The sequence below is a fragment of the Nostoc cf. edaphicum LEGE 07299 genome, assembly GCF_015207245.1.
Classification (GTDB): Bacteria; Cyanobacteriota; Cyanobacteriia; order Cyanobacteriales; family Nostocaceae; genus Nostoc; species Nostoc edaphicum_B.
The window spans coordinates 1-12,062 of the sequence record NZ_JADEXF010000019.1; the positions used below are offsets into that span (position 1 = coordinate 1).

Consider the following 12,062-nt stretch of genomic DNA (forward strand, 5'->3'; position numbering starts at 1 on the left):
GGCCAACTCAATCAAGTATTCATGAATATTATCAGTAATGCAATTGATGCGCTCGATAACTATGATAGTAAACGCGCGATCGCAGAAATTCATGCTAATCCTAATAAAATTACAATTACTACAGAAGTCATCGAAACGAACTGTGTAATCAGAATTGCTGATAATGGTTCAGGAATAACAGAAGCAGTTAAGGAACGGCTATTCGATCCATTTTTCACAACTAAGCCAGTCGGTAAGGGTACGGGATTAGGTTTATCAATTAGCTATCAGATTATAGTTGAGAAACATGGAGGGACACTAAGATGCATATCAGAACCTGGGCAAGGAACTGAGTTCTGGATTGAAATTCCCCTATCTATGAACAAACAAGCACTTAATTGCATCAAATCATTAAGTTTAATAAAATAAATACTTTCAGCCGATTTTCGAGCGATCGCTCTTAACTATAGCAATCTGAAATTTCCAGTATAAAATATTACTTCGTTTTTACAGTGTGGAGGTGGCAATTTGTCAGAACTGTTGAACTAACGGTGTATTGAAGTTAACAACTCTCAGATTTATGGTTGCAAACCCTACTTATGAGTTATAAGTTATGATTTATGAGTTTTATTTTTAACTCCTAATTTCTAACTTTTTACCTGTACTGCTCGTGAATCTACGCCGCTTGATTCCAATTTTTGATAGTTCAGTCTCCGACTGGGCATTAGAAGCGCGGTTGTTGCGCTGGTTAACCTTGATTTGGCTGTTCGTCGGCTTGATCATGCTATTTTCAGCATCCTATGCCGTTGCTGATGCCCGTCAGAATGATGGTTTGTACTACTTTAAACGTCAACTGCTTTGGGTCTTAGTCTCCTTAATTGGGTTCAATATTATTGTTAATTTGCCCTTGCAGAAAATTTTGGGATTATCCCATTGGTTTTTGTTGCTGTTTTTGGGGTTAATTTTTGTCACACTGATCCCAGGATTGGGAAAAAAGGCTTTTGATGCAGCGCGTTGGATTGCGATCGGGCCAATTCCGATTCAACCTTCAGAACTAATTAAACCCTTTTTGGTGTTGCAAAGTGCGCGGCTTTTTGGTCAATGGGAACGAATTAGTTGGCGGGTTCGCTTCGCTTGGTTGGGCGTTTTTGGTTTGGTACTTTTAGGAATTCTTGCCCAGCCTAACTTGAGTACAACGGCACTTTGCGGCATGACTATTTGGCTAATTGCTCTAGCGGCAGGCTTACCTTACAAGTACCTGGGAGGAACAGCAATTGGTGGAGTAATGTTGGCGCTACTTAGTATTAGTATTAAAGAGTATCAGCGGAAGCGGGTAATGTCATTCCTCAATCCTTGGGAGGATGCTACAGGAGATGGCTACCAGTTGGTGCAAAGTCTACTAGCTGTGGGTTCTGGGAAAACTTGGGGAGCTGGATATGGCCTTTCTCAACAAAAGCTGTTTTATTTACCAATTCAAGATACCGATTTTATTTTTGCGGTGTTCGCTGAAGAGTTTGGCTTTGTTGGCAGTATGGTGTTGTTGGTACTTTTAGCTACATTCGCTACTCTCGGATTAGTTGTGGCACTGAAGGCTAAAAATATAGTACATAGATTAGTAGCGATCGGCGTGACGACTTTGATGGTGGGACAATCATTGCTCCACATCGGTGTTGCAACAGGTTCTCTACCAACTACTGGCTTACCTTTACCCATGTTTAGTTATGGTGGTAATTCTATGATTGCCAGCTTAATAGCTGCTGGGTTGTTGATTCGGGTAGCACGTGAGAGTAGTGAAGCTGAGGTAGTACCGTTGCGAAAACCTCAACTTGAAAATGGGCGCAGACGCCGAGCTTTTCATAAAAATAGGAATTGAGCTAGCAAAAGCGACGATAGACAAAGTTTTACGCTCTTTGCAGGAATCGAATAGATTATGAAAGATTTAAAACAAACAATAATCAGCTACTCCAACACAGACCTAGAACAGCGCAAACATTGGTATTCTCCAGCCGCGGAAGCTTACAATCAAGCAAGACCACGTTATCCTCAAGATTTGATTCACCAAGTTGTGGAACTTGCTCAACTCTCCACTAACTCAAAAATTCTAGAAGTGGGATGTGGCCCTGGAACTGCAACAGTAGCGATCGCTCAATTAGGTTGTCCTATAATCTGCTTAGAACCCAATCCAGATTTTTTCCAATTAGCTCAACAAAATTGTCAACCCTATTCCAATGTAGAGATTGAGAACACATCCTTTGAAGAGTGGGAACTCAAGCCACTTGAATTTAATGCTGTTTTAGCAGCGAGTTCTTTTCATTGGATATCACCAGAAGTTGGATATCCAAAAGCAGCAAATGCCCTGCAAGAGAATGGCTACCTGATTTTATTGTGGAATAAGGAACTTCAACCCAGCTACGAAGTATACCAAAGTTTATCGCAAGTCTATCAACTACATACTCCATCTCTTGACCGCTATGAAGACCAAAAAACTCAAGAATATATCTTGAGACAATTAGGAAATATGGCCATTGATTCGGGGCAATTCCAAAACTTGAGAACAGGACAAGTTATTTCAGAAGTAACCTACACTGTCGATGAATATTTAACACTTTTGAAAACTTACTCGCCATACATAAAATTAGATCCAGAAACTAAAAAATCTTTATTTTTGGAATTGAGGCATTGCATAGAAGATGATTTTGGAGGCAGTCTGCAACTTTCATATATCTCTGCTTTTCACATCGCCCAAAAAGTTACCTCTGAGGTAAGGGATTCTTAAATGGGCTATTGCTAGGTGACAGAGTAGGTGGAATTGGGTTAATGCCAGGTATAGGAGTAGGCTCTACTTTTTTGAGGACTGTGATTGCAAATCCTCTTTGCTGGGGTTGTTGCTTACCAAATATATCATTGACTAGCAGTCCGATTTGAGGGGGGAAGGCTTGATTTACTGGAAACTTCGTTGAACCAACTGCTGGAACGTCATTGCCGTATGGTAGAAGTTTAACCTGAATATTTTCTCCTTCTACTCTCCAACTCAGAATAGCAGATGTTCCTTCATTGAGAACCAAATTTGGTTGTTCGCTACCGTTGATTTTGAAATAGACAATCTTAAATGGTTTGGGTAATATTGGAATTTTTGATTCAGCTTTTTTAGAACTAGTTTTGTCGCTTCCATTGTTAGAAGCAGCTTTGATTTCAAATGCAAAACTTCCTACTTTATTTGCTAATAAAGGAATATTTTTACATTGCAGTTGTTGATTTTGTTGTATACATAGTTTTTTAAGTTTAGGATCTGTAATATTGCCTTGATTAAATTTGTAAGTAACTGGTTCACCATAAGATGTACCGTCATCTGCATTGCCAACAACTTGTAGTTGTGACAGCAATAATGGACGTGCAATTGTCCAACTAAAAAGAATATTTTCACCTTTTGTGTACTGTGGCTTATCTAGCTGAAAATTAACTACTGATGCAATTGGTTTTTCTGCAATTTCTACCTGGGTAGTTTGCGCTGCTACTTGGTTAGTTCGGGAAAATATTTGTATACCATTGCGATAAAAGGCTTGTAATTCAAAAGTGTAATTACCTTTTGTTTTAACTCCAGTTTTTACGTTGCTACAAATTAACTCTTGTTTATCTTGTACCTGACAAGGAGGTATTTCATTAGCACTTCCTTTACCCAGTGTTTCAGGGATGCCATTGCTAAAGTCATAAGTAATAGGCTGAATAGGTTGGGAACCTTTAGCCGTCAAAACTAACTTTTTTAACTGTTTATATTGATGAATTTCCCAATTTAAAGCTACTTCATCACCTTCAGTAATTTGAGAGTCATTTGCACTAAAATTTTCTAATCTCAAAGGATCGGGGTTTAAAATTCGCCAAATCATAAATCCTATCCCTCCCAATAACCCCAAAATTGCCAAAATTAATAGAAGAAATTGCCACCAAGGACGGGGTTTCCATACCAAAGTTCCTTGAGGCAGTGTATTTGGTAGGGGTAAATTTTGTTGGTCTTTGATATCGAGTTGAAAGTTGATCGCTAGCCCTGCACCAAACCACGGTCGTCGCCACCAAGGTTTGGGTTTGACCGTCAAATTAGCCACAGCACTTCTATTAGGTAATAATCTGACTTCAGTGGGATCAAATTTGTAAGTGTATAGTTCTTCTTCGTCTCGACTTTTTAAGTTTAATATCAGTTCGCGGACAATATTGCCCTGGTTAGCTAGTGATAAGTCGTACTTGCCAAGACTACGGCTAACTTGTCCCAAGATGGTATTAAGTTGTATATCTAAACGATAATTTGTCGGAATTTGGATATACACCAAATCCAGCAGTACCAAATCTGGAGAGTTTTCTGAATACAAGCGGATTGTCGGCGAATAGCTTCCCGCAAGAGTATCCCCAGGCGGGTGAAATTTCAATAATATTAGACCTTGAGTACCAGGATTGAGTTCTAGTGCAGTCACATCAGACACTAATCCTGGCCCCTCAAATCCAGTTGCAGGATAATTAATTGTGAACCAGTCATCGTCTAAATCTGGACAACTCAAGCGGAATCTGTCTACAAGATAAGAGCGATTGTCTACTATGACCTCCACTTGCAGAGGCTCATTAGGATTGAAAATTAACGGTTTGTTGGGGTTGGTATTAGGTCTAATGGAAAATGTCGGGTCGTTCACCCGAATTGCGGTCTGTTCTTTTAGCAGAACCTTAATTTGGTTTGCGAAAGTTATGGGAGTATCTTGTGGATAATGTAGAGGAGAATCAACGACTAATGTATAGTCATAGGTTCCTGGAAGAGCATTTGCAGCGATTTGAAACTCAAATCTTACTTCGTCGCTATTTTGCCCTAGAGCTAATGCTAAACTTTCTCTAGGAGAACTAGACCAACCAGTTAAATTTTGAAATACTTCGTCAAAAACAAAATATAAGTCAATAACCGCACTTTGATTTCCCTGATTGATTACAACAATATAAAGTTCAATGGTATCTCCTGGCATCCCAAATTGAATTCCAGGTGGGTTGATAATAACTTGCAGTGGATTGAATTTAGCTTGCATGTCATTGATTCCCTTATTTGATGCGGTGTAATTTGACCTGAAAATCTTCACCACCACTCACAATCATGGTTCCTTGATTGATTTTCAAGTCGATACTATTGATTTTTTTAGAGCTTTGGTAAATTGTTTTACCTTCTGCTGCTCTTGTTTTGTCAAGCTTATGTTCGGGAGTTAAGTACCAAACTACGACTCGTCCATCATCGCCACCACTTACTAAGAGACTACCATCGTCACTAAATGCTAGAGTCCGCACAGATGTTTTTGATGCTGACCAACGGTCTAGTTGTAAACAATTAAGTTCATTTACTTTTTCTAGCGAATTCGGATTTTTGATAGTTTGACACTGATTTAAATCCCAAATGGTAATAAATCCCGCAGAATCAGAAGTTGCAAGGATTTTACCTGTTGAGTCAGGAACAAAAGCTAATCCCCAAATATAATCTTCAGGCCCAACTAATGGGTCTAGTTTTTCTAGATTTTGCACCGATAAACTTGGAAATTCTTTATCAGATTGAGTTTGATTCCACTCCCACAATATAAAACGCTTAAAGTTTCCAGCAATTACTAGAGTTTTTGCATCTGGGCTGAGATTTAATGCCCGGACTTGGAAACTTGAGAGTTTCAATCTACTTTGTACGTCAATAACTTGCGGTTCTGGCAGAAAATCGCTGTTAGGCGCTGGTCTTGACCATAGTCTCACTTTACCACTGCCATACCCACTGAATAAGTTAAGTGAGTTTGAGGTGAAAACTAGGTCAAAAACGCGATCGCCTTTTGCTTTAGGATCTTTAAGGTCTTGAAGTTGGCTAATCTTTGTACCTGAAGGAACATCTCTAAGTTCAATTACACCATTATCTAAACCAACAGCAGCGCGATTATTTTGTAATGGCATGAAGCGCAAGACTTCTACAGCGTCATCGGTAATTGCCATCAAGCCTTTAGGCTGTTGTGCTTGGTCGCAAGCAAGAGGTTGCCCAGCGTATCTTACAGTATCATCGGGGTCTAAATTATCAGCACCAATTCTCCAAAGTCTTAAGGTGCAATCATCTGAACCACTGACCACAGATAAACCAATGCCACTAAAACGCACTGAGTTGACAGAACGGGTATGCATTACACCTCTTGGTTGCAGGATTAATGCTAGGAGTGCGGCTAATAGTGCGATCGCAGCCAATTGTAGCCATAAAGGTATAATTGGCAGAGTCTCTACTTCTAATGTTTGCGTGGCTGGGTCTGTACTCCCTAAACGTTGATCGGATAATTCCGATTTAGCCTCTAATAATAGAGTTTTGCCGATTCCAACCCAAGGACGTTTTGTTTTAACATCGAGGATGACTTTACTTGTCTCTCCTAGATGAAGATTGGCGGTTTCGGGAAGCTTTTTAAAACTACATTTTCGCCAATCTCTACCCTGCACCTGCACATTAATTTCCTGGTTGAGATTGCTAGCATTTTTAAATAGTAATTCAAAGGAAGCTGTATCAGATTTCCAGTCAGGCAACCATGCCGATTTATTGGGGATTTTCAGGTGTTTTTCGGTGGTAGTAAAGTCTATAAAACCCACTGGCAAAACTTCAATGTTGCCTTCAGCATTAGTTGGATAACCATTATTGCTAACAGCTTCAATAGTAAAAGGGTAATTTTGACTGGGCGCTTGGACTACAGAAGGAGGTTGGCATTGGAATGTAGCTTCTGCTAAACCACCTGGATCTAAGGGTAATCGGCGTTCTGCACTGCCAGCCAGCCAAGACGGATCGACGCCTGTAAAACGCAGCATTACCTCAGTTGGTTGTTGCCCCAAGTTCCGCACCCGTACTGGTATATCGACAGAATTGCGGGGATAAACTTGGAACTCTCGTACAGGCAATTCTACACTTAAATGTGTTGGTCTGTTGTCTCGCTCGATTTTCAGGCGCAGCACAAGTCTAGACTGTTGTGCTAATTGCGGTGAAAAAATATTTACCATCAGGTTGACAGTACCAACAAATCCCGGAATGGGTGTATTGAATACGAAAACTTGGAAGATGGTACTACTGCCCGGTGGCTTGGCTGCCGCTACCTCTGGTTCGAGTCTATACCAGCGATATCCTGTGTTGCGGATTTCTCCGGCTGCGGTAATTTCTATTTGAAAATTGACGAAGCGATCGCTGTCATTATTGACAGTTACCTCAAATGATACAGGAGTATCACCTGGACGAAAGGTTAGGTTCTGAGTAGAAAGGCTGGCATTAATAACACTTTTTTCCATGCTATTACTTATAATATTTTTTTCTATTGTGCATAACTAGCACTATTAAAAAATTAATGTCTCGTGAAAACGTGACAATAGCTTTTTTCCTTTGATTATTGAAATTTATATACTATTAAATATTGTGTAATAAATTGGCCAATTTATAAAAGTCATTTTCAAAGGCGATCGCTAATAGAGATATGAGCTAAAAAAAATGTAGAGACATAGCACTGCTACGTCTCTACAAGGGTTCTGGATAACGCATATTTAGTTTTTGGAGATGACTTTCTCAGCAACGCCTGAACTCAAATTAAAATCGCTGCCCAATTCCTAGATGCACTTTGCTTTCTCCTTGGTCGTTAATGCCATAGTCAGCCCGAATTAAGCCTAGTGGTGAATTTAATCGCACTCCCGCCCCATAACCAAAACCATAACCTACTTTATCTCGTACACCTGCCGGATTTCCTAATACAGTATCACCAGAACCTAAATCCGAGGCAAAGTCGGCAAATAATACACCCCCTACGATTGGTAAGACGGGAAAACGGTATTCTGCCGAAGCCAACACATAACTGCGTCCACTGCCAACTTCTCCAGAATCGTAACCGCGCACTGAGTTGGAACCACCCAAGTTAAAACTTTCGTAGGGCGGTAAATTCCCAAGGACGGTACCGGCTTGGACATTCACCGCAAAGACTTGTGGCTGTTTGCTGTTAAATAACTGTACTGGTAAATACTGGCTGTAGTTAGCTTTGAGGCGATTAAGGGAAATATTACCTTGACCGATGGGGACAGATTGTTCTGTACTCAGACTCAAAACGGAACCTTTAGTTGGATTGAGGGAATTATCCCGTTGGTCTTTGGTGGCGGTGAAGGATACGGTAGTTAGGTCGTCAATACCAGTTCCACTCGCAGAGAGGGGATTGCCCTGAACGTCAGTTGAGGTAATATTACCTTGGCGATCGCGAATACTAGTTCGGGTATAGTTTAATCCTAATGAGGTATTCCAATCATCAATTGGTCGCTGCAAGCTGACACCACCGCCAATTTGCCCTTCTCGCACCTTGTCGCCGTTGGTTAACTTAATCTTGTCATCAAAGGTTTCCGAAAGTTCCTGACTACGAAAACCATTTACAGTGTAGCCGAAGCGATCGGGGTTAGTTATCCGATAAGGACTAGTAAATTTGGTATTAAACTGCAAGTCTCGGCTACTTACACCAACATTCACGCCTAAAGTATCATTAACACCGCCGACATTCTGATCTTGATAGCTGATTGTACCTACCAATCCCTGATCGGCATTGTAACTACCACCCAAGTTAACACCACGCGCCCCAGTTTCTTTGAGTTGGTAGACTAAATCAAGTTTTGTTGCATCTCCTTCTAGGGCAACATTCACAGTTTCAAATAAACCAGTACGATATAGCTGTTGAATGTCTTGTTTAACGACATTTTCTTGGAAGACTTGACCGGGTTTCAACTTGAGTTGTTGTTGGAGGAAATCTGCTTTGGTGCGTCCTCCAACGGGATTACCCTTGCTATCTACGGTTTTACCTTCATCGTTGACAAAGCGAAACTTGATATCACTTACCAAGCCTTCAGCGACATTCACAGTGAGAATGCCTTGAGAACTGGGTTTAATTGATAACACCCGCGCCAAGTTATAACCATTGTCGGCGTACCACTTGTTAATTTGTGCTACTGCTTGTTGCAGTCCACTGGGACTGATGGTGGTTCCAATCTGAGATTGCAAACGTTGTTGGGCGACTTGATAGGTAAATACTTTAGCACCAGATAGTTGCAGCGATCGCACAATCACTGGTTGGACTTGGTATACTACATTCAATCCAGCCTGTGTGCTAAAGCTATTCACACTGACACTACTAAATAAACCTGTATCCAAAATCGCAGTTACATCTCTTTGTAGCTGGCTTTGACTGGTTTCTCCACCCACCTGGGTTTTAATTACCTGGCGAATGATTTGCTGTAATTCTTGATTGGCTCCCACCACCTGTACATCTGTAGCTGTGACGACTAAATTGCTTTCATTAGCAGGAGTTTTGGGGGATGAAGGGGAAAAAGAGGGAGTGGGAAGGAGTGTTACTGATGAATTTCCCTTGTCTGCTGATTTTAAGACTACCGGGGAATTTTTGCTTGCACTTGTTTGCACGGTGACAGGATTTTGGGAAAATTGTTGTGCAACTATAGTTTCTGGGGAAGCAATTGTCTCTACCCGTGCAGGAGTGTCTTCAATTATCGGCACCACCAAGTTACCAGCTTTTGCAGTTGGAGTAACGGTTTTAGCAGGTGCAGCCGTTGCTTGCTGAGTAACATTGCCAGCAGCTAAAGTAGCTAAAGTAAAAATAGCAGTAGTAGAAACTCGCATAATATTTAACCTAATTAACTGGGAGTTAGTTGTAGAGACGCTAGCGAATAGGGATAATACTAACTTCCAGCTTCTTTGCCGATTTCCCTATTTATACCTCTTACCCAAACAGACAGTTAATTTTGATATTTTGTTTCTTATGAGTAATCTATCTCGGTCATCGCTAGCTTCTAACTCTCAATCTGCAACTTCTCCTTTGCGGTTACTTGTATTAAGTAATGGTCATGGGGAAGATGTGATTGCAGTTCGGATTTTGCAAGAACTCCAACGACAACCAAACCCACCAGAGATATTTGCTTTACCTCTGGTGGGTGAAGGACGTGCTTATGAACAGTTGGATATCCCCTTTATCGGTTCAGTCTTGAATATGCCTTCTGGTGGCTTTATTTACATGGATGGCCGCCAATTAGCGCGGGATGTACGCGGTGGTTTATTGCAACTTACCCTCAGCCAAATTAAAGCTATTCGCCGTTGGGTAAGTTCTCAAAAAAAATTAGGTAATAGAAGAGCGATTTTAGCAGTGGGAGATATTTTGCCACTGTTATTTGCAACATTCAGTGGCGCTAATTATGCTTTTGTCGGTACGGCAAAATCTGAATATCATGTGCGAGATGAAGCTGGATTATTACCACGAAAATCTAAAGACGCAGGTTGGGAAAACTTTTCTGGTTCAGTTTACCATCCTTGGGAACGTTGGTTAATGAGTCGTCGCCGTTGTAAGGCTGTGTTCCTTAGAGATGCGCTGACGACGGAAACATTAAAACAATGGCCAATTCCAGCTTTCTATTTGGGTAATCCGATGATGGATGGTCTAGAACCGACGTTTTCACGCCAAAAATTTTATAGTCAGAATATCCAACAGCAAGAGACAGTCCGACCTTTTGTAGTGACTCTTCTTCCTGGTTCTCGTCCGCCAGAAGCATACAGCAACTGGGAAACAATTATGATTGCCGTATCTGCATTGATGGCAAGTTTTCAACAGCGCGATTCGATCTTCTATACTTCTAACACAGTAGTATTTTTAGGTGCGATCGCTCCTGGTTTAGACTCTAATATTTTATCCCAAAGTGTACAATCCCAAGGCTGGCGCGCTGAATCAGCATCTCCTATCCAACTTCGCGATCCAAATGTCTTGACATTCAAGCAGAGAAATGCTTATCTGCTATTGACACAACAAGCTTATAATGATTGCTTGCATTTGGGAGATATAGCGATCGCAATGGCAGGTACAGCCACAGAACAGTTTATCGGTTTAGGCAAACCTGCGATCGCAATTCCTGGTAATGGGCCACAATATAACCTTGGCTTTGCTGAATCTCAAAGTCGTCTTCTCGGATCGTCTTTGATTTTAATCGATCAACCAGCAGAAGTAGCGAAGGTTGTACAATCCCTATTTAAAAACCCTGATAATTTGCAAATTATCGCTGAAAATGGTGAGCGACGTATGGGCAAACCGGGAGCAGCACTACGTATTGCTAATTGCTTGCGGGAAAAATTGGGATAATGGGGCAGTGGGTATGGGGCATTGTGGCAGGTTATTCTCCTTGTCCCCTAGTCCCCTCATTTCCCTTGTCCCTAATCCCTTATGCCACCAACCCCGAACGTAAGGCCCTGACAGCAGCTTGGGTACGGTCATCAGCACATAGTTTATTTAGAATATTACGAACATGGGTTTTTACAGTACCAACTGTAATGTAGAGTTTCTCGGCAATTTGCCCATTGCTACATCCAGCTACAATCAACTCTAGGATTTCCAGTTCCCGTTGAGTCAGAGGGTATGTTTCCAAAACTTGCTCGTATTCTGATGCCAACGCCTCAATTTTTACAGTCTTCGGCTTGTCAGAACCTTGACTTTCTCCAGGAATACCTTGGCGCATCTTCCGCAATACCACGTTGGCAATTGCCGGATCAATCCAAGAGTTACCGCCGTGAGTTGCTTGAATTGCCTCAGTTAATTTACTGATGCTCGTTTCTTTCATATAATAAGAATCAGCGCCAGCTGCGAAGGCTGCAAGTACAGCATCCTCTGTATGATCCATTGTCAAGATGAGAATCTTCGTAGTAGATTGCCCACCATTTTCCGCCTGGGAGCGTTTGAATTTACGAGTGAGTTCGATGCCATCCATATCAGGCAAGCCGATATCTACTACCGCTACATCTGGCTTTGCCGTTTCTAAAAGTTTTAATCCTTGGGTAGCATTTGCCGCTTCCCCAATTACTTTCAATGCGCTATGAGACTGTAATGCTGCTCGTAGCCCCATTCGCGTTAAGTCATGATCTTCAATTAAAATAATACTAATTTCATTCATCGCTACACTCACTCTTGCGCTGTTTGCATCTTTCAAAGTATTGCCTTTATGTAACTACTATCTCTTATTTTCCCAAACTTAAGATAGATGATATTTGAACC

At 41.2% G+C, this 12,062-nt stretch carries 8 protein-coding genes; 4 read left to right on the forward strand and 4 right to left on the reverse strand.

All coding sequences use genetic code 11. The features are described from left to right. The 3 genes from IQ229_RS01150 to IQ229_RS01160 all read left to right on the forward strand — a co-directional run. Positions 1-408 (forward strand): sensor histidine kinase (locus IQ229_RS01150; RefSeq protein WP_194040515.1); only part of this gene is annotated, 408 nt, incomplete at its 5' end. Between the two features lie 241 nt (positions 409-649). After that, positions 650-1,852, forward strand: a complete 1,203-nt coding sequence (locus IQ229_RS01155) for an FtsW/RodA/SpoVE family cell cycle protein (protein WP_194040517.1) — start codon at positions 650-652, stop codon at positions 1,850-1,852. Positions 1,853-1,909: 57 nt separating this feature from the next. Then, positions 1,910-2,755: a class I SAM-dependent methyltransferase gene (locus IQ229_RS01160; RefSeq protein ID WP_194040519.1), complete on the forward strand. Its 846-nt coding sequence runs from the start codon at positions 1,910-1,912 to the stop codon at positions 2,753-2,755. Here the strand turns inward: IQ229_RS01160 and IQ229_RS01165 are convergent. The 3 genes from IQ229_RS01165 to IQ229_RS01175 form a co-directional block, all read right to left on the reverse strand. Further along, positions 2,730-5,036, reverse strand: coding sequence for a COG1470 family protein (locus IQ229_RS01165; protein ID WP_194040521.1), 2,307 nt, complete (start codon positions 5,034-5,036; stop codon positions 2,730-2,732). The two genes, IQ229_RS01160 and IQ229_RS01165, sit on opposite strands and share 26 nt — an antisense overlap. Positions 5,037-5,049: 13 nt before the next feature. Then, positions 5,050-7,284 carry a hypothetical protein gene (locus IQ229_RS01170; RefSeq protein ID WP_194040522.1) on the reverse strand — a complete coding sequence of 745 codons (2,235 nt, stop codon included), beginning with the start codon at positions 7,282-7,284 and terminating at the stop codon, positions 5,050-5,052. Between the two features lie 292 nt (positions 7,285-7,576). Next, the gene (locus IQ229_RS01175; RefSeq protein ID WP_194040524.1) at positions 7,577-9,652 is read right to left on the reverse strand and encodes a BamA/OMP85 family outer membrane protein; all 2,076 of its coding nucleotides are present in this window, start codon (positions 9,650-9,652) and stop codon (positions 7,577-7,579) included. Positions 9,653-9,791: 139 nt separating this feature from the next. Between IQ229_RS01175 and IQ229_RS01180 the strand changes: the two genes are divergently transcribed. Next, the gene (locus IQ229_RS01180; protein ID WP_194040526.1) at positions 9,792-11,156 is read left to right on the forward strand and encodes a lipid-A-disaccharide synthase-related protein; all 1,365 of its coding nucleotides are present in this window, start codon (positions 9,792-9,794) and stop codon (positions 11,154-11,156) included. Positions 11,157-11,235: 79 nt separating this feature from the next. On the opposite strand, the gene IQ229_RS01185 is transcribed toward IQ229_RS01180, so the two are convergent. After that, entirely contained in the window at positions 11,236-11,961 is a 726-nt protein-coding gene (locus IQ229_RS01185) for a response regulator transcription factor (RefSeq protein WP_194040527.1), read from the reverse strand. Positions 11,962-12,062: the final 101 nt, after the last annotated feature.

Bases quoted from the DNA above. Each gene is read 5' to 3' on its own strand.
- IQ229_RS01160 (WP_194040519.1), top strand. From the start codon at position 1,910: ATGAAAGATTTAAAACAAACAATAATCAGCTACTCCAACACAGACCTA.
- IQ229_RS01165 (WP_194040521.1), bottom strand. From the start codon at position 5,036: ATGCAAGCTAAATTCAATCCACTGCAAGTTATTATCAACCCACCTGGA.
- IQ229_RS01170 (WP_194040522.1), bottom strand. From the start codon at position 7,284: ATGGAAAAAAGTGTTATTAATGCCAGCCTTTCTACTCAGAACCTAACC.
- IQ229_RS01175 (WP_194040524.1), bottom strand. From the start codon at position 9,652: ATGCGAGTTTCTACTACTGCTATTTTTACTTTAGCTACTTTAGCTGCT.
- IQ229_RS01180 (WP_194040526.1), top strand. From the start codon at position 9,792: ATGAGTAATCTATCTCGGTCATCGCTAGCTTCTAACTCTCAATCTGCA.
- IQ229_RS01185 (WP_194040527.1), bottom strand. From the start codon at position 11,961: ATGAATGAAATTAGTATTATTTTAATTGAAGATCATGACTTAACGCGA.